At 58.1% G+C, this 16999-nt stretch carries 16 protein-coding genes and 1 pseudogene; 4 read left to right on the plus strand and 13 right to left on the minus strand.

Annotation, left to right across the window (positions count from 1 at the left end):
* Positions 1–150: 150 nt before the first annotated feature.
* Complete coding sequence (locus AB5Y85_RS16300; protein WP_005340143.1) at positions 151–531, minus strand: hypothetical protein; 381 nt, start codon at positions 529–531, stop codon at positions 151–153.
* A gap of 185 nt (positions 532–716) precedes the next feature.
* Between AB5Y85_RS16300 and AB5Y85_RS16305 the strand changes: the two genes are divergently transcribed.
* Complete coding sequence (locus AB5Y85_RS16305; RefSeq protein WP_368221799.1) at positions 717–2105, plus strand: phosphatase PAP2 family protein; 1389 nt, start codon at positions 717–719, stop codon at positions 2103–2105.
* The gene (gene ydiK / locus AB5Y85_RS16310) at positions 2102–3187 is read left to right on the plus strand and encodes an AI-2E family transporter YdiK (RefSeq protein WP_162516101.1); all 1086 of its coding nucleotides are present in this window, start codon (positions 2102–2104) and stop codon (positions 3185–3187) included. Before AB5Y85_RS16305 ends, ydiK begins: the two co-directional genes overlap by 4 nt.
* A 144-nt stretch (positions 3188–3331) precedes the next feature.
* On the opposite strand, the gene AB5Y85_RS16315 is transcribed toward ydiK, so the two are convergent.
* The 3 genes and pseudogenes from AB5Y85_RS16315 to AB5Y85_RS16325 all read right to left on the minus strand — a co-directional run.
* Complete coding sequence (locus AB5Y85_RS16315) at positions 3332–3871, minus strand: hypothetical protein (RefSeq protein WP_101530039.1); 540 nt, start codon at positions 3869–3871, stop codon at positions 3332–3334.
* Between the two features lie 18 nt (positions 3872–3889).
* A complete protein-coding gene (locus tag AB5Y85_RS16320) occupies positions 3890–4849 on the minus strand; it encodes an alpha/beta hydrolase (RefSeq protein WP_335820769.1) in 960 nt (319 codons plus the stop codon).
* 395 nt (positions 4850–5244) lie between these two features.
* A pseudogene (locus tag AB5Y85_RS16325) lies at positions 5245–5400 on the minus strand (agmatine deiminase family protein); the annotation flags it as partial.
* Between the two features lie 108 nt (positions 5401–5508).
* On the opposite strand from AB5Y85_RS16325, the gene dhaR reads away from it, so the two are divergent.
* A complete protein-coding gene (dhaR, locus tag AB5Y85_RS16330; RefSeq protein WP_121463566.1) occupies positions 5509–7410 on the plus strand; it encodes a dihydroxyacetone kinase operon transcriptional regulator DhaR in 1902 nt (633 codons plus the stop codon).
* 94 nt (positions 7411–7504) lie between these two features.
* Here the strand turns inward: dhaR and AB5Y85_RS16335 are convergent, their stop codons facing one another.
* From AB5Y85_RS16335 to AB5Y85_RS16370, 8 genes are all read right to left on the minus strand, one after another.
* The gene (locus AB5Y85_RS16335) at positions 7505–8587 is read right to left on the minus strand and encodes a glycerol dehydrogenase (protein ID WP_368221802.1); all 1083 of its coding nucleotides are present in this window, start codon (positions 8585–8587) and stop codon (positions 7505–7507) included.
* A 131-nt stretch (positions 8588–8718) separates the two neighbouring features.
* A complete protein-coding gene (dhaM, locus tag AB5Y85_RS16340) occupies positions 8719–9435 on the minus strand; it encodes a dihydroxyacetone kinase phosphoryl donor subunit DhaM (protein WP_128834284.1) in 717 nt (238 codons plus the stop codon).
* A gap of 1 nt (position 9436) precedes the next feature.
* Positions 9437–10066 carry a dihydroxyacetone kinase subunit DhaL gene (dhaL, locus tag AB5Y85_RS16345; RefSeq protein ID WP_096119009.1) on the minus strand — a complete coding sequence of 210 codons (630 nt, stop codon included), beginning with the start codon at positions 10064–10066 and terminating at the stop codon, positions 9437–9439.
* Positions 10067–10075: 9 nt separating this feature from the next.
* On the minus strand, positions 10076–11146 hold the full coding sequence (dhaK, locus tag AB5Y85_RS16350; RefSeq protein WP_101531676.1) for a dihydroxyacetone kinase subunit DhaK: 1071 nt from the start codon (positions 11144–11146) through the stop codon (positions 10076–10078).
* 238 nt (positions 11147–11384) lie between these two features.
* On the minus strand, positions 11385–12743 hold the full coding sequence (locus tag AB5Y85_RS16355; RefSeq protein ID WP_005340164.1) for an NCS2 family permease: 1359 nt from the start codon (positions 12741–12743) through the stop codon (positions 11385–11387).
* A 307-nt stretch (positions 12744–13050) separates the two neighbouring features.
* Positions 13051–13263, minus strand: coding sequence for an RNA chaperone/antiterminator CspA (gene cspA, locus AB5Y85_RS16360; protein WP_005316548.1), 213 nt, complete (start codon positions 13261–13263; stop codon positions 13051–13053).
* Positions 13264–13858: 595 nt separating this feature from the next.
* Positions 13859–14143 (minus strand): DUF3811 domain-containing protein, encoded by a 285-nt coding sequence (gene yjbD, locus AB5Y85_RS16365; RefSeq protein ID WP_005340165.1) that lies wholly within the window; start codon positions 14141–14143, stop codon positions 13859–13861.
* A gap of 146 nt (positions 14144–14289) precedes the next feature.
* A complete protein-coding gene (locus AB5Y85_RS16370) occupies positions 14290–15192 on the minus strand; it encodes a cation diffusion facilitator family transporter (RefSeq protein WP_368221804.1) in 903 nt (300 codons plus the stop codon).
* Between the two features lie 460 nt (positions 15193–15652).
* Here AB5Y85_RS16370 and AB5Y85_RS16375 point away from each other — a divergent pair, with 460 nt between their 5' ends.
* Positions 15653–15778 (plus strand): hypothetical protein, encoded by a 126-nt coding sequence (locus AB5Y85_RS16375; RefSeq protein WP_019445191.1) that lies wholly within the window; start codon positions 15653–15655, stop codon positions 15776–15778.
* A 72-nt stretch (positions 15779–15850) separates the two neighbouring features.
* Here AB5Y85_RS16375 and AB5Y85_RS16380 read toward each other — a convergent pair whose 3' ends face one another.
* Positions 15851–16594, minus strand: a complete 744-nt coding sequence (locus tag AB5Y85_RS16380; protein WP_026034915.1) for an ABC transporter substrate-binding protein — start codon at positions 16592–16594, stop codon at positions 15851–15853.
* Positions 16595–16999 lie beyond the last annotated feature (405 nt).

Consider the following 16999-nt stretch of genomic DNA (forward strand, 5'->3'; position numbering starts at 1 on the left):
TGCAACATATGGGCAGTTTGCTGATTCACAAGGGAAAGCCGCTGCTTTATCGGGTATCCATGGGGGCTGGTAAGGGCCTCAATACCACGCATATAACACTGCCGCCCCGGTTGGGGGCGGCAGCGTTCACATCCATCAACCATGTCAGAGTCAGAAGTGATCGTGCTGATCCGGCTTCTTCTGGTCGTGGGGGCCTTCGCTGTGGGCGATGGCGGTGCGGATCAGATCAACCCCGGCGCGGATAATCAGCACCCCCATGTTGACCAGCTTGACACAGACCCACATGAAGGTGATGAGCAGGATCAGCTTGAGCACGGTCTGGAACGCTTCCAGGAAGTTCTGCTCCAGCTGGGCGGTGAGGCCGTTGGCGCTGGTCATCAGCCAGGTGTAGACCTCGCGCACGAACGGGATGCGGCTTGGCATCTCCAGTACATCAAGTGCGGCAGGGAGCGCCTGGAAGATGACGATGCTGCCGAACAGGATCAAAATGACACCGATGGCGATGCCGAGGAAAAAGCCGAACTGTCTCATGGAGGGCTCCAGCGTTTGCTGCATGAAATTGAAGATAGCCGCCAATAGTAGGGAGTGCCCCGCTTCATCGCAATCTTCCGTGCACCGCCAGCGCGGCGGGAACGGCGGTGATCCGGCCGCTACCGTTGCCCAACTATCTGATTTCTGGGAGGCTTGTCGCCATTGTGCATAGGGAAAGCAAATTGATGTCGAGAACCCTCTTTTTACTCTTGCTGGCGCTGTTTGCCGCTCTGCCAGCCCTGAGTGCCGAACCGGCTGGCCCAACGGCAGCGGCCTGCGCCATCCGCCATCAGGATCAACTGCTGCTGGTGCAGGATCGCATCTCCTCCCGCTACAGCCTGAGCGGTGGCTATATAGATGGCGGCGAGAGCCCGCAGCAGGCGGCACTGCGCGAACTCTATGAAGAGACCGGCTTGCGGGGGGAGGTGGTGCAGGAGCTGGGTCGCTGGCAGCGGGCGCTTATCTTCGCCTGTCGCACGCTGGAACCGATTGTCGCCCAGCAAGATTCCGATTTTGTCTCGCTGCTGAAGGCCCCCAATCTGGGGGGAGAGATCCTTAACGCCCGGCTGATCGCCATCGACCAGCTGCCCCGCGAGCAGCGCCGCTTCCCGGAGCAGCTCGACTGGCTGCAATCCCGGCTTGATCAGGTGCCCGAGAGCGAGGTGCACTGGCAGGCCGATTTTGTGGCACAGGGAAATGCGCTGCATCAGGTCGAGATCCCGCTGATGCAGCGCCTGCAGCAGTGGCTGGGGCCCGATGTCTGGTGGCTGTCGGTCAGCAATCTGTTTGGTTCAGGCGGCTTTCAGCTTGCCCTGATACCTTTGCTGCTCCCGCTGCTGGGGTGGCCGCGGCTGCGCCAGCTGCTGTTCGCCATGCTCTGGCTTGGCTTGCTGGTGCAGGCGAGCAAGGAGGGGATTGGCTGGCCGCGTCCCTTCCATCTGCAACCTGAACTGGCAACCCAGAGCGCGCAAGGCTTTGGCATGCCGAGCGGCCACACCGCCTCGGCCCTGCTGTTCTGGGGCACGCTGCTTGGCTGGCTCTGGCCTGCCCGGCGCGGGCTGCCCTATTCGCTGGCCTTGCTGCTGGCGCTGACCACAGGTCTGGCGCGGGTCTGGCTCGGGGTGCACTTTATCTCCGATGTGGCGGTTGGCCTGCTGATTGGCGCCTTGCTGCTGGCCGCGCGTCCCTGCTGGCGTGCCGACAGGCAGTCGGCGGCTTGGCTGCTGCTGATTGCATCTGCGCTGGCGCTCGGGGGGCTGACCCAATCGGCCCATCTGACCGGGATCGGCATGGCGGCTCTCGGGCTCTGGGTTGGCGGTTTGCTTACCCTGAGCCGTGGCGGATATCCCCCCATTGTGACCGGCGCGGTCACGCTGGCGGGGGGCGCTCTGATCGGGACGGGGCTCTGGGCGCTGCCGCTGCTGACCAGCAGTTCGCTGGCTATCCTGCTTGGTCAGTTTGTGCTCTTTTTCGGGCTGGGGCTCTGGTTGAGCGCTGGCCTCTGGTGGATACTCTCTTTCTTGAAATGCGACACACGACCCAAGGGCAACGGCTCTGACAAGGGAACTCTATGAATGTGAAAAAAGTGGATTTGGCCAAGATAACCCTGGGGGTGCTGTTTCTCAGCATCCTGATTATCTCCTGTTTCCTGGTGTTGCAGCCCTTCCTGCCTGCGCTGGTGTGGGCCACCATGATCACCATCGCCACTTGGCCGCTGATGTTGATGGTGCAGCGCCTGTTGTGGGGCAAGCGCACCCTGGCGGCCCTCTTTATGACGCTGGTGCTGCTGCTGATGTTTGTCATCCCGCTCTTTATGACGCTGGCCAATGTGGCGGAGAAGGCACCCATGCTGATCGAGCTGGGTACCCATATCAGCCAGTCACCGCCGCCGGAGCTGCTCTGGCTGCAACAGATCCCGCTGGTGGGCGACAAGCTCTATGACTTCTGGCAGCAAATTCTGGCGAGTGGTGGTCAGGTGTTGTTTGCCAAGCTGGCCCCCTATTTCGGTCAGACCGCCCGCTGGCTGGCCTCTCAGGCCGGTAATCTTGGCTTGCTGTTCGTGCACTTCCTGCTGACGGTCGGTATCTGCGGGGTGCTCTATCACTCGGGGGAAGTGGTGGCGACCGGCATTCGCCGCTTCGCCCACCGGCTGGCGGGTCAGCGTGGTGACAACGCCACTGTGCTGGCTTCACAGGCGATCCGTGCCGTAGCCATGGGGGTGGTGGTGACCGCACTGGTGCAATCCTCGGTGGCCGGTGTCGGCCTGCTGATTGCCGGTATCCCTTACGCCATGGTGCTGGTGGTGGTGATGTTCCTGTTGATCGTCGCCCAGATCGGCCCCTTCCCGGTGCTGCTGGCCTGTATCGGCTACCTCTACTGGAGCGGTGACACCACCTGGGGCACCTTCCTGCTGGTGTGGTCACTGATTGCGGGCACCATGGACAACTTCCTGCGCCCCTTCCTGATCAAGCGTGGTGCCGACCTGCCGCTCATCCTCATTCTGGTGGGGGTAATCGGTGGCTTGCTGACCATGGGGATCATCGGTCTGTTTATCGGCCCGGTAGTGTTGGCGGTGGGCTACACCCTGCTGGATGCCTGGATCAAGGAAGATGACCAACCGGCGGCTGCCGCGGTTGAACCGCCCAAGGCCGAGTGACAACAAGACGATTCAGCCATCCATCGCTGATGCCAAGAGCCGCCCATAAGGGCGGCTCTTTTGTTTATGGTGATAGCATTAGGAAGGTTGATTCAGGGTTATGTCGCGGCAAAAGAGGATACCCAATTATCTGTGCTGATTAGGCTACATCTTGCTTAGACAGGTGGGCATCCTAATTTCAGCTTTGGTTATGGGATTGGATGCCGCTTTTGAGCTCTTATCGTGCCATGTTACGAATATTGCGGCTAGGATTACTGTTGTAGCAAGTGTATGAAATAAAGCTACTTTCCATGGCATTATTGTTTCGATGACAAGTTGTTTTCCAACTACCCCACTGTTTTCCGCCACGACTTTTACTGCATATCCGAATTTATAAAGTTCTTTTTGAGAAAAAATGATAGCCGCTTGATTTGCGATTGCAAATAATAGATAGCTTCCAGCGATAAGACAATATGTTTCAGCGCCCCATTGGTCCTTATTGCTGCCAATGGTATAGCCAAGAACTGCAACGGAGATCATCTGAAAATATGCCCAAATCTTATGAATGCTATCACTTTGCTTTTGATATATATCAAATGCTTCCTTTAGTGTTAAATCCGGCACAATTAATCCCCCACGCGATGTAATATATAATTGCTTAACATGGATGTTAGGGATGTCAAAAGTAACAATGATTTTTGACATCCCTTTCGCATGTATATATCACTCTACTCTAAATGCGTTAATACGTTGATCAAAAATAAGGCCTGGTGTTTCTTCTGCCTTCAACCCGCTAAAAGCACGTGCAAAAAAATCTTTAACAACATCGTTTGTATCTTGCCCCCAAATCTGGTGTGTGTTACCCATACCAGGACTCTCAGTAAAGTCGAAATATACTGCATTTTTCGATGTCAGGTTTTTAGCGGTTCTTCCAAGTCTATCTTTCTGAAAGTTGGCATCAGACCAACCAAGTATCTTGTCATTCTCGTTAATCGTAATGTAAACCCGTTTCCCAGCTTGGATTTTATCTACCCAAATCTCGTGCCCCTCATTGTCGCAATCTGCTTGGCAAATAATTACGTTAGAGAACATTCGTGTTTCATTATCATACAGCGAACCCTCAACATAACTTTGAAACAAAAAATTTCCCATGCTGTACGTCATCAAATTGAGTGTAACATTACATGACAGGAGGGCATCTCGATTGAATGGCATTTGAACGTACTGCGCCAATTTCTCAAAGGATGAATCCATTGCACCGGTAGAAGTTCTGGCGATACGTTTTACGTTCTTATATTCTTTTATTGGGAAGCCACCTGTGTTTGATGGCCATGACAATAATATTACCTCTAGGTTATATCTTTCCTGGAGCTTCCATGCTTGTTCAAGTGTCTCATCAAAGGGCTTGTTAAAGCCATGAACATAAAAAAGGCAATTGCGATTGTTCTCTTTGCATCTATGCAGCACTTCTTGGAACTGGATGCGACTCGGCAAGTTTTCACTTGTGAGGATTTTAGGCTCCATCACCAAAGTCAAAGACCAAATACCATTCAATTTTGTGGCATTAGCGAGACGAACTTCATTCGGGCCGTTAGCATTTAATTCTTCACCAAATGAATGTTCATTTCCAATGCCTGTCTTCAGGAAATTCCTGTCAATGTTCCGGTTCGTAATTACAAGCATAATTTTATCCTCAGTAAAATATATCGGGTCTAACAGTGGTTAGAGAGAAGGTAATACTAATCCGTCAATATAACCATCCATGTAACTCAGAATCATCCAGATAACCGCCATGAAAAGGTGACTTTGAATCACATTATTACCTATCGCTGATACTGAACGTATTCACGCAACGTCCTCCTTTGACATTTTTATCGTTGATTAAAAGTAGATTACAGATTCTACAATGGATAGCATCGCCCAACCTCTTTTGCGTGAATAAGCTTGGAGTGTGATCGGGATAACGCAATATATTGCGTAGTTAGCCAAGATACGGGGCTGGGGGTTAGTAATTGGCGTGGATAAATAACCCACCCAGGGCGTGGCAACGCCCCGGGTTATCAGTGGGTAGGAGAGAGTCAGGTGGGCTGGTGGAGGGTGATGCAGTGAATGCCGCCGCCACCGGCGGCGACCGGATCGATATTGATCTGCACGATGTCGCGGCCGGGGTAGAGGCGGGTCAGCAGCTCGTGGCAGTAGCTATCGGTGGTCTTGTCGCCAAACTCGGGGCGAACCCGACCAAGAGCAGAGCGGGGTTGCCACCCTCTGAGGCAGGTCACTGAATCGGGGGCGCTGGCGTGGTTAAATGGTCGGCTCACATCTTGCCGGATATTGCTGTGACCATGCCATCTGACCTTCAGCCGCTGCTCGCTTGGCCTGACTATCTGCAGGCATCCTGGCTGCGCTGCGCCCACCAGACCAGTGCCACCCTCTGGCACCCGCCCCACAGCGCCAAGGGGCAGACCTTGCAGAGCCTGCGCCAGCGCAAGCGCGACCTGCTCACCACCGGCGAGATGGCCCTCGAAGATCTCTACGAATTTATGGAGGGGCGCCCCTGCGCCCTGCTGCTCACCGACGAGAGCGGCTGCCTGCTGGCCCAGACCGGCCACCCCGACACCCTGCGCGAGCTGGCGGTGCTGGGGTTTGGCCCCGGTGCCTTCTTCAGCGAGGGGCGCATCGGCACCAATGCCATCAATCTGGCGGCGCTGGAGGGCGTGCCGCTCTGCGTCAGCGGCCCCCAGCACTTCAACCAGACCCTCCATCCGTGGCACAGCTGCGCCAGCCCGGTCTACAACAGCAATGGCCGTCAGGTCGCCATCATTGCCCTGATCTGCAAGGTGGAGGAGGCGAGCGCCGGCGATCTGGCGCTCACCGTCAGCGCCGGGCGCGAGCTGGCCCATCTGCTGCAGATGGAGACCCTGATGCAGGAGTCCCAGCATCACCTGAGCGAGCTTTACGCCCTGCTCGATGGCATGGATGACGGTGTGCTGGCCTGGGATCCGCAAGGCAGGCTGCGCTACCTCAACGCGCTGGCGGCCCACCGGCTGCGGCTCGATCCGGCACTCTGTCTCGGCCAGCCGCTGGAGCAGCATCTGCTGTTGCCCCAGCGGTTGCAGCTGGCCATCAAAGGGCAGACGCCGCTCAGCCATGTGGAGGTGACGCTGGAGCGGCTCGGTGGGCAGGAGGGGGAGTTTATCAATGCGCTGGTGAGCCTCAAGCCGCTGCCGGGGCCGGAGGGTGTCAGTTTTATCGCCCTGCTGCACCCGGTTGACCGGCTGCGGGCCATTCACCAGTTGCGCCAGACGGTGCCCGAGTTGTCGGCACTGGTGGGGGAGTCGAGTGCCATGCGCAAGCTGCTGCGCTATGCCCGGCAGGCGGCCCAGAGTCAGGGGCCGATCCTGCTGCGTGGCGAGGAGGAAGTGGGCAAGGCCCAGCTGGCGGAGGCGATCCACTTTGGCAGTGAACGGGCCTCCGGGCCGCTCATTACCCTCAACTGCAAGGCGCTGCCGAGCGAGCGGATGGCGCTGGAGTTGATGGGCTCCGACGAGGCGGGGCAGGAGCGGGCGGGCAAGTTCGAGCTGGCCCACGGTGGCACCCTGGTGCTGGAGCAGGTGGAGTGCCTCTCTGCCCCCATGCAGGCGGCGCTGCTGCAACTGCTCAAAACCGGTCGCATCCAGCGCTTCGATTCGGCCCGTATCCTGCCGCTCAAGGTGCGGATCATCGCCACCAGCAGCGCCCCGCTGGAACAACTGGTGCAGGAGGGGCTGTTTGGCCGCCAGCTGCTCTATGCCTTGCAGGCGTGCGAGCTATGGCTGCCGGGACTGCGAGAGCGCGCGGCGGATCTGCCGGGCCTTATCAGCCAGCAGCTGGCGGCGCAGGGGCGCGAGCCGGTGCGCCAGTTCAGTCCGGCGGCCCTCGACTGCCTGCTCGCCTATCCCTGGCCCGGCAATCTGGGGGAGCTGCGCAGCGCCGTCGAGCATGCGCTGCTTCATGCCGGTCAGGGGCCGATCCCGCCGGAGGCGCTGCCCGCCGCCATTCGTCACGGCTATCAGCAGGTGGCGGACGAGGTGGTGGGGCAACCGCTGCTCACCTTGGCGGAGCTGGAGCGGCAAGCCATCTTGCGCTGCGCTCACGCCTGCAAGGGGCAGGTGAGCCAGATGGCCCAGCATCTTGGCATCAGCCGCACCACCCTCTGGCGGCGGCTCAAACTGCTCGAGATCGATCCCGCCGACTATCACGGCTGATGGTTATTGAGGTCGTTGCGAATCGGCCCGCAGAAAACGAAACGGCCCCGCAGTTGTGGGGCCGTCTTATATGGCTAGGTCAGTCGCGGCGTGGTTACAGCCCCAGCTGGTGGGCGGTGACGATGGCCGCCAGCACATCCTCGGCAGTGACCTTGAATGGCATATTGTGGATGGTCTCGCCCTCGGCGGTGGAGGCTTTGGCCACCGCCATCAGGCGCGCCATATCCAGCTCCTTGACCCCCATCATATGCAGGTTGGTCGGCAGGCCAACCGAGCGGCAGAAACCCAGCGCGGTTTCGATCTCCGCCATCGGGGCGTTCTCCAGCACCAGCTGCACCAGGGTACCGAACGCCACTTTCTCACCGTGGTAGAGGTGGTGACACTCGGCCAGCTGGGTCAGACCGTTGTGGATGGCGTGGGCGGCGGCCAGCCCGCTGCTCTCGAAGCCGATACCGCTCAGATAGGTGTTGGCCTCGATGATGTTCTCCACCGCCTTGGTGCAGAGCCCCTGCTCCACCGCCAGCTTGGCCTTGTAGCCATCGGCCAGCAGGGTCTTGTAGCAGAGCTCGGCGATGGCCTGCGCCGCCAGCGTGGAGGCGCCACCGGCCATGGTCTGGCAACCGGAAACCTTGTTGGCGCGCGCCTCGAAATAGGTGGAGAGCGCATCCCCCATGCCGGAGACCAGCAGCCGCACCGGGGCGCGGGAGACTACGCCGGTATCCATGATGACCATGTTGGGGTTGGTCGGGATCATCAGGTATTCGCTGAACTGTCCTTCCGGGGTGTAGATGACCGCCAGCGCGCTGGTGGGGGCATCGGTGGAGGCGATGGTCGGCACTATGACCACCGGCACTTTCTGGTAGAAGGCGACCGACTTGGCGGTATCCAGCGTTTTGCCGCCGCCGATGCCGATGATGACGTCAAACGGGGTCTGGTTGCAGCGAGCCAGCAGGCGGTCGATCTCGGGGCGGGAGCATTCGCCGTTGAAGCAGTCGAACTCCGGCTTGATACCGGCGCCGTGGAAGCTGGTGGCCACGGTATCGCCCACCAGCTTGGTGACGAAGGCGTCGGCCAGGATCAGCGGCTTGCTGCCGAGTGCTTTGACGTAGTTGCCGATATTGGCGAGGGCGCCGTTGCCTTGCACGTATTTGCTGGGGCTGATGATAATGCGGTCCATATTTTATCCCTCTCTCTTTATGAATTAAGAATCGGGGCGAAGGGGCGGCTGTGCCGGGGAGTCCTTCGTCTTGAATGAAGCTGCACAGGCTCAGCGAGCGAGTGCAGCCCTTGAAACAGTGGCGTGCGGCGTCAGTCGCCGAAACGCTCGTCGGCCAGCTGCTGGAAGCAGGCCAGGGCGGCATTGGCATCCTCGCCGCGTGCCAGCAGGATGAGCTGGTCGCCCTGACGCACGTTGAGCATGGCGAGCCGGGTCAGGCTGCGGGGGTTGGCCTCTTTATCCCCCTTTTGCAGCTTGAGTTCGGCGGCAAAGGGCTTGAGGGCCGCCACCAGTCGGGCGGCGGGGCGCACATGCAGGCCGTGGGGGTTATCCACCACCACCTCGCAGCGCAGCCAGCCGTCGTCGGCAACGGGGGCTGTCGCGGTGGCGGCCTGCGCCGCGCTGGCAGGCAGCATCGCCTGTTTTGGGCCCAGCGCGCCGAGTGCCTCGGCGGCCACCTCATCCAGCGTCAGGCCGGAACCGGCCGCTACCACGGCAGCCAGGGTACCCTCGACCAGCGGGGCGGGGCAGAGCCGCACCCTCGCGCTCAGCTCCGGGGGCAGCAGTTCGAGGGCGGTCTCGGCACTCAAGAGGGCGCTGCCCAAGTCCATCAGCACCAGCACACCGCTGCCGTCATCCGCTTCTTCAATCGCACTCATCACCGCGATGGCATCGGTGCCGATGGGGTGGTCGGGGTCATCGACCCCGGCCGCCAGCAGCAATCGGGCAGAGCTGCCGAGCTGGTCGGCCAGCGCTTTCAACCCGGCCGCCAGCATGGCGCTGTGAGAGACAACTACGATTCCGATCATGTCACAACCTCGCTCTGTCACGCAGGGCAGTCAGCAGCAGCAGGGTCGAGGTGGCCCCGGCATCCTGATGGCCGATACTGCGCTCGCCAAGATAGCTGGCGCGCCCCTTGCGGGCCTGCATCTGGATGGTGGCCTCGGTACCGGCTGCGGCGGCTGCCACTGCCTTGTCCAGCGCTTCGTTGAGGGGCAGATCTTGCTGCTGCGCCTGTTGCAGGGCGGCCAGTGCGGGCCACCAGGCGTCGCACATGGTCTTGTCACCCGGCTCGGCTCGGCCGCGGGAGACGATCCCCTCGACCCCATCGCTCAGCATTTTGCACAGCTGGCTGAGACTGAGGCTCTGGCAGGCGTCGGTACTGGCCGCGGCCCGGATAAAGAAGGTGCCGTAGAGCGGGCCACTGGCGCCGCCAACCGAGGAGAGCAATGTCATGCCGGTGGTTTTCAGCACCTGACCGATATCCTTGTCTGCCACCGCAGGCAGCTTCTCGGCTACCTTGGTAAAACCGCGCTGCATGTTGAGGCCGTGGTCGCCATCGCCGATGTCGGTATCCAGCGCGGTGAGGTAGTCGCGCTGCTCGGTGAAGATATGTTCGCAGTCGAGCAGCCAGTTGACGATGTGATGCTTGCTTAACATGGGTTCTCCTTAGCAGCCGCGACGCAGGGCGGGGGTGTGAACGGGGGCATCCCACAGGGTCATCAGCTCATCATCCACCTTGAGCAATGTGATGGAGATGCCGGTCATGTCGAGGGAGGTGCAGTAGGGGCCAATCAGGTTGCGCACCAGATGGATGCCCGCCTCTTCGCACAGGGTGGCGAGGCGACCATAGACGCCATAGAGCTCGGAGATGGGGGTGCCGCCGAGGCTGTTGACCAGCGCGATGACCCGATCGCCCTTGTTGAGCGGTTCGATAAAGGAGTGTTCTTCCTGCCAGCAGCCGGAGGCTCTGTCCCAGTGACGCAGAGTACGGCCATAGGGGGTGTTGTCAGCAAGCTCGCTGAACATGTCGTCCACCAGGGTATTGAGGTCGGTGAAGGGGCGGCGTTCGATGCCCGGTTCGCCGTGGATACCGACGCCGAACTCCATCTCGTTGTCCGCCAGGGTGAAGGAGGGCTTGCCAGCGGCCGGCACGGTGCAGGCATGCATGGCCACGCCTATCGTGCGGCTCTGGTTGTTGATGCGGCGGGCCAGCGCCTCGCAACGTGCCAGATCGTAGCCCGCTTCGGCGGCGGCACCGACCAGCTTCTCGCACAGCACGGTCGTGGCAACGCCACGGCGACCGGCGGTGTAGAGGCTGTCTTTGACCGCCACGTCGTCATCGATCAGGGCGAAGCCCACCTTGACGCCGTCGCCGTGCAGCAGCTCGACCGCGGTCTCGAAGTTGAGCACGTCACCGGTGTAGTTCTTCACCAGAAACAGCACGCCCGCGCCACCATCAACGGCCTGACCGCACTCGTACATCTGATCCGGCGTCGGAGAGGTAAAAATCTCGCCGGGGCAGGCGCCATCCAGCATCCCTTTGCCCACCAGACCGCCGTGCATCGGCTCGTGGCCGCTGCCACCGCCGGAGACCAGCGCCACCTTACCCATCACGGGGGAGTCGGCGCGGGTGATGTAGTGGGGTTCGATACGTACCTTGAGCTCGGGGTGGGCGGCTGCCATCCCCATCAGTTGTTCACGGACCACGGCATCGACGGCATTGATCAGTTTCTTCATGGCTCACTCCTTGGCTTGCCACCGCACGGGTGGGCAAATGGTTGATGGAGCCAGTCTAACGACAGAAAGAGGGATAAAAATGACGGCCTGTTTGGTTCGGATTTGAAACAGCAGAAGGGGATTCGGTGTTTCAATCTGAAACGGCGCAGGGCAAGCGGGCGGGAAACTGTTAGCTGACTCACAGCCATGAAAAAGGGCCCTGCAGGGCCCTTCGCTATAACCGGAATATGCGGACGGGTTAGATGGCCCAGCCACCGGCATAGAAGATCACCAGCGCCAGGGCGATGATGACGGTGCCGACGTTCAGCTTCTTCCACTCGGCAGCGAAGATGCGGCCAACGACCAGCGCCACGAAGCCCAGCATGATGCCGGTCACGATGTTGCAGGTCAGTACGATGAAGACGGCGCACAGCATGCCGGAGAGGGCATCGACCGAGTCGCTGAAGTCCAGCTTGGTGACGTTGCCCAGCATCAGCAGACCGACGTACATCAGGGCTGGTGCGGTGGCGTAAGCCGGTACCAGATAGCTGAGCGGGGAGAGGAAGATCATCAGCAGGAACAGCACGCCGACCAGCGCGGCGGTCAGACCGGTTTTGCCACCGGCGGCGGTGCCTGCGGCGGATTCGATGTAGACGGCAGCCGGAGCGCCACCAACGGCGCCTGCCACCATGCTGCTGACGGAGTCGGCAGTCAGGGCCTTGCCGCCGCTGATGATGTGGCCACGCTCGTTGATAAGGCCAGCCTGACCGGCTACGGCACGGATGGTGCCGGTGGCGTCAAACACTGCGGTCATCACCAGCGCCAGTACGGTCGGAATGACCACCGGATTGAGGGCGCCCAGCAGGTCCATGCTGCCTACCAGAGAGCCCTTCTCGCCAGTCAGGCTCGGCATGGCGAAGAAGCCCTGCCAGGTCACTTTCGGATCGAAGATAAGGCCGAGGATGGAGATGGCGATGATCACCATCAGGATGCCGCCCGGCACCTTGCGACGCTCCAGACCGAAGATGGCAGCCAGACCCAGCACCGTCATGATCACCGGGAAGGCGGTCACTTCCCCCAGTTGAACCGGCAGACCAGCCCCTTCGTTCTTGATCACCATGCCGACGCCGTTGGTGGCGATCAGCAGCAGGAACAGACCGATACCGATGCCGGTGCCGTGAGCGATGCCGGAGGGGAGGTTATCCAGGATCCACTGGCGCACGCCGGTGACGCTGATCAGGGTAAACAGCACACCCATCAGGAAGATGGCACCCAGGGCGACTGGAATGCTCAGCCCCTGACCCAGCACCAGACTGAAGGCGGTAAAGGCGGTGAGGGAGATGGCGCAACCGATAGCCATCGGCAGCTTGGCCCACAGGCCCATCAGCAGGGAGCCGAAGGCGGCGATCAAACAGGTGGCCACAAACACCGGGCCCTGCTCAAAGCCGGCAGCACCCAGCATGTTCGGCACCACTATGATGCTGTAGACCATCGCCAGGAAGGTGGTCAGCCCCGCGACCAGCTCCTGACGCACGCTGCTGCCGCGCGCAGAAATGGAAAAATAAGAGTCCAGAAAGCCGCCAGTCCCTGTTTGGGCGGCCATATCTTGCTTTGCCATAACTAATCCTGAAAGTGTGAAGGAAATCGTTTGCGTTGGTGGCGCGCAAAATAGCAAGAATTCGCGGCAAATACAGCGGATAACCTGACTTTTTCGTCACTATTTTACATTTTGAGTCCATTCGGAGCTCATTCTAAGACTCAAGCGGTGAGAGCGTGTAAGGGAGGGATCAAGCGGTCGGGCGAGGGGAGATCTGTGAGGAAAAAGCGGGGAAAAACAAAAAACCCGCCTAAGCGGGTTTTTTTAAAATTCTTGCAGAGCTGTCAGCAGTTGGCATGAGCCATCCAGCAGCATGCTCCGGCTTGAATTACAGACCAACTACGTTGGCAGCAGCCGGGCCTTTCTGGCCTTGCTCGATGGTGAACTCAACGCGCTGACCTTCGTCCAGGGTTTTGAAGCTGGTGGACTGGATAGCGGAGAAGTGTACGAACACGTCTTTGCTGCCGTCAGCCGGGGAGATGAAACCAAAACCTTTCTCAGCGTTGAAGAACTTAACGGTACCAGTCATTTTGTTAGACATAATAATTTCCTTAAATAGTGTTGAATGCCACCTAAATGGCAATTTTTGATTTTTCGTCAGCAATACGTATGGGGAGCACTAAAGAAGGAGAATTATTTGATAAGAATTATCCGAGGATAACGCTTATGCTAATCACTGCTTTACTAAAATGACTGCCTAACATAATCAGGTCTGAACTGCCGAACCATCGAGAAAGATTAAAACACGCTCTCATTTTTAAAGCAAACTTTATCTCGATATTAATGTTTTGTAACAGCCAAAAATATCATTTTTTATAGTAAACATGATGCATTTCAACGGCATAGAAAAATCAGTGCAGACTCATATCACCCTGTGGCAAGTCAGATTCGGCTTTTTTGTCCTGACTATGTAGCCAGTTCTGGCAAAAAATATGAGAAAAAATGAAAAGCTGGCGATAGATAGGGATTGTCCAGTTGGCGTTCTCTCTAACTCACAATGTAAATCACTTCTTTGCTGCTGCGATTAGCTTCTGGGCTGCAAATCAATGGCGGCGCCAAATCTGGCCCATCGAGCATCGCCCAGACATGCAAACGCCCGCAGGTACAAGTGACAGCGGGCGTTTTGCAAGAGGGGATCAGCGCTTGCTGCGAAACTTGTTGCTGACCGAATCAATCCAGCTGAAGGTTTCCGGCAGTACCTGGTTCTTGGCGCGCTCTTTGGCTTTCTCGCGAGCCAGCTTGGAGGCTGCCTTGGCCGCTTCGGCGCGGTCGGCCACAATTTTCAGGCGACCCTCTTCGCGGATCTTGTTCCGCTCTCCGTTGGTCAGCTGGTGGTCTGCATTGGCTTGTGCCTTTTGCAATAACAAGGCTATCTCGGCTTTTTCGGCCTCGGTCAGATCTTTCATTTCCAGCTTTTTCACGGCGCGCTCCTGCGGCAGGGTGGTTAGACACCCTAACACAGTTGTGCCGATCACTTCTTATGCAATCGGCTTTCCGGCAGTAAAAATGCGGGTTTGTGCCAACTTTCCGTTATTTCGCGGCCACTTTCCCGCCTGTTTGCCACATTTCAGTTTATGGCGAGCGGCGAGGGCAGCTCTTGTTCCTCCGGCTCGACGTGGATAAGCACGATGGCGTGGGGCAGTTGTTCCATGATGGCGTGTTCGATGCGATCACAGATATCGTGGGCTTCGCCGATGCTCATCTCCGGGGGCAGGGTGAGGTGGAAGTCGATATGGCGACGACGACCGGCACGACGGCTGCGCAGATCGTGAAAACTGCTGGCAGCAGGGCAGCATTCGGTGATGATGCGGCTGGTCATCGCCAGCTCTTCCGGGCTCATACTCTGGTCGATCAGCGGCTGAAAGGCCTCGTTGAGCATGCTGATCGCCTCTCTGACAATAAAGATGGCGACCGCAATGGCCACCAGCGGGTCGAGGATGGCGAGTGAATGGCCGAACAGACCGGCCAGCCAGATCCCGCCGAGACCGACTGCTACCCCGGCTGAAGTGAGCACATCCGCCTTGAGATGGAGCGCATCGGCCGCCAGGGCGACCGACTCCTCCTCTCGGGCCACCTTGTAGAGGTAGGCTGAGACGCCGCTGTTGACCAGCGCCGAGATCACCATCACCAGCACGCCCCAGCCAATGCTTTCAATCGGGCTGGGGGTGAGCAGTTTGTCGACGGCTTCGAAGATGATCCAGCCCGCGGCCAGCAAGATAAGCAGTGCTTCGATGACGCCGGAGACATTTTCAATCTTGTCGTGACCATAGGGGTGCCGTTCATCGGGCGGGAGATCGGACTTTTTCACCGCGAACAGGGCAATCAGGGCCGCCACCAGATCCATGGCGGAGTGGATCGCCTCCGAGATGATACTGACCGAACCACTGGCGAACCCAGCCACCATTTTCATGATGATCAGACTGATATTGGAGCAGACCGACACCATGGCGGCTCTGGTTTTTCTGTTCATGTACAGCTTCCTGAATAAAAACGGATATTTCGGTGCGGCGCGCATTATATCCGGCTGACCGGAAATAACCTATTCGGTGTTGTAATCTGATGTTTCCGATGATATTGCGAATGCTTATTAAAATGGTGACCTCTTGCGTGGCAATAAATAATGAGAGGGATTTATATTTATCCGTGAAAATATCCAGGTAACGATGGCTTAATATAAGCGTGGCAACATTTAATAATGCGAATCACTCTTTTTTGGTCTTTCCTGTCGAGGTCGTTTGGCCTCCCCGCTCAAGGGGCTGCGCGCGACATCTTTTGGACGAGAATGAGGCTGGATCCGGATGCCGCTGGAGGGTATGCTGGGTCTGGTGATGGTCTTGCACCATCCCACCAAGCGTACTGAAGTTGATGATTCGGATGGCATGCTGGCTCCCATGAGGAACCAACTGTCTGGGTAACATTTTTGGAGTTTGATGATGAGTAACAAAGAACATCACAACGGCAAAGATGCCAAGAAAAAACCGCAGATGTCACTGAAAGAGAAACGCGAAGCCAAACGTCAGAAAGCAGAACTGAAAAACGGCAGCGCAATGAAGTAACGCTCCCCTACTGCTGTTCCTTCGGAGCCAGTACAAAGCCAGCCCTTACCGGCTGGCTTTTATGTTTGTGGCTCACGGCGTGGCGCCGTAAGCCGCGAAAATCTGGTGATAACGACCATCCTGACGCATCGCCTCAAGGCGCTTATCAAACAGATTGCGGGCATCGGCCGTTCGGAAGGCAAAGTGATAGACGGTGGGCGGGAAGAGGTCTGCTTGCCTGACCTGATTGCGCTCGTAGTGCTCGCCTGCCTGGGCGGTGGCAATCAGCTGGTCGAGGTAGTAGTAGAACACCCGCTCCTCCAGTACGACTGCATCGACCCTGCCGCGCATCAGCTGATGTACCTGCACCTGCTGCTTGGCTACCTCCTCATAGTGGGGATTCTGGTTGGCCATGGTGGCGAACGCGCCCCCCAGAATGATCCTTGCCCGTTGAAAGGCGGTGACCCGTTTTGAATGCAGGTCGTCCAGAGTACTGATGTGGGTGCTGCGCAGGGTGAAGATCCGGTTATGGAAGGTGATAACGGGCTGGGTCAGAACGTGAGGATCAACCATACCGGGTCTGACGTTGATGATGGCATCCAGCTTTCCTGACTCGAACAGGCGGAAGGTACGCTCCAGCGGCAGAAATTCAAAGCTGGGCTCATAGCCGCTGCCAGCGAACGCCTCTTTCAGCAGATCCAGCTCAATGCCGCGATTCTCGCCTTCGATGACATAAGGGGGGATGGCAAAGCTGACCCCGACCTTGAGTGGCTTTGCCTGCAACTGGCCGGACAGCATGCTGGTCAGCATGAGCAATAAAGGGGTGAGCAGTTTCATTGCACTTTTCACAAAGCGCTCCTGTGGAGAGTATCCATCACTGTAGGGGAGGCAACCAAAAAGCGTTATATCCCTTTCGGGCTGAGAGGTTCAGCCTGAGTGCATAAAAAAAGACTCTGAGTTATCAGGGCCTTTTCAATATTCTGTTCTTAGAACGGAAGGGCAGGAACTTTTCAGTGTAACTGCCACTGTGTGTGAGTTGGTTGAGTGCAAGCCAAGTAAACACTGTTTTGTAGTAGTCTAAGGCGTTGTTTCCCAAATCGATACAGCTTGAATGGAACTAACTGAGGACTTGGTGATCTGATCACCACCATCCTCTTCAAGTCTGCATCATGGGCACATCGCTTCACCCCATCACCAACTGGCCTCAATACAACAAGTCTTTGATTAACCGAGGTTCACTCA

The sequence above is a fragment of the Aeromonas sp. R3-1 genome (genome assembly GCF_040908345.1).
Classification (GTDB): Bacteria; Pseudomonadota; Gammaproteobacteria; order Enterobacterales; family Aeromonadaceae; genus Aeromonas; species Aeromonas veronii.

Excerpts from the sequence above, each read along its gene's own strand:
- AB5Y85_RS16300 (WP_005340143.1), bottom strand. The coding sequence starts at position 531 with ATGAGACAGTTCGGCTTTTTCCTCGGCATCGCCATCGGTGTCATTTTG.
- AB5Y85_RS16305 (WP_368221799.1), top strand. The coding sequence starts at position 717 with ATGTCGAGAACCCTCTTTTTACTCTTGCTGGCGCTGTTTGCCGCTCTG.
- ydiK (WP_162516101.1), top strand. The coding sequence starts at position 2,102 with ATGAATGTGAAAAAAGTGGATTTGGCCAAGATAACCCTGGGGGTGCTG.
- AB5Y85_RS16315 (WP_101530039.1), bottom strand. The coding sequence starts at position 3,871 with ATGTCAAAAATCATTGTTACTTTTGACATCCCTAACATCCATGTTAAG.
- AB5Y85_RS16320 (WP_335820769.1), bottom strand. The coding sequence starts at position 4,849 with ATGCTTGTAATTACGAACCGGAACATTGACAGGAATTTCCTGAAGACA.
- dhaR (WP_121463566.1), top strand. The coding sequence starts at position 5,509 with ATGCCATCTGACCTTCAGCCGCTGCTCGCTTGGCCTGACTATCTGCAG.
- AB5Y85_RS16335 (WP_368221802.1), bottom strand. The coding sequence starts at position 8,587 with ATGGACCGCATTATCATCAGCCCCAGCAAATACGTGCAAGGCAACGGC.
- dhaM (WP_128834284.1), bottom strand. The coding sequence starts at position 9,435 with ATGATCGGAATCGTAGTTGTCTCTCACAGCGCCATGCTGGCGGCCGGG.
- dhaL (WP_096119009.1), bottom strand. The coding sequence starts at position 10,066 with ATGTTAAGCAAGCATCACATCGTCAACTGGCTGCTCGACTGCGAACAT.
- dhaK (WP_101531676.1), bottom strand. The coding sequence starts at position 11,146 with ATGAAGAAACTGATCAATGCCGTCGATGCCGTGGTCCGTGAACAACTG.
- AB5Y85_RS16355 (WP_005340164.1), bottom strand. The coding sequence starts at position 12,743 with ATGGCAAAGCAAGATATGGCCGCCCAAACAGGGACTGGCGGCTTTCTG.
- cspA (WP_005316548.1), bottom strand. The coding sequence starts at position 13,263 with ATGTCTAACAAAATGACTGGTACCGTTAAGTTCTTCAACGCTGAGAAA.
- AB5Y85_RS16370 (WP_368221804.1), bottom strand. The coding sequence starts at position 15,192 with ATGAACAGAAAAACCAGAGCCGCCATGGTGTCGGTCTGCTCCAATATC.
- AB5Y85_RS16375 (WP_019445191.1), top strand. The coding sequence starts at position 15,653 with ATGATGAGTAACAAAGAACATCACAACGGCAAAGATGCCAAGAAAAAA.
- AB5Y85_RS16380 (WP_026034915.1), bottom strand. The coding sequence starts at position 16,594 with ATGAAACTGCTCACCCCTTTATTGCTCATGCTGACCAGCATGCTGTCC.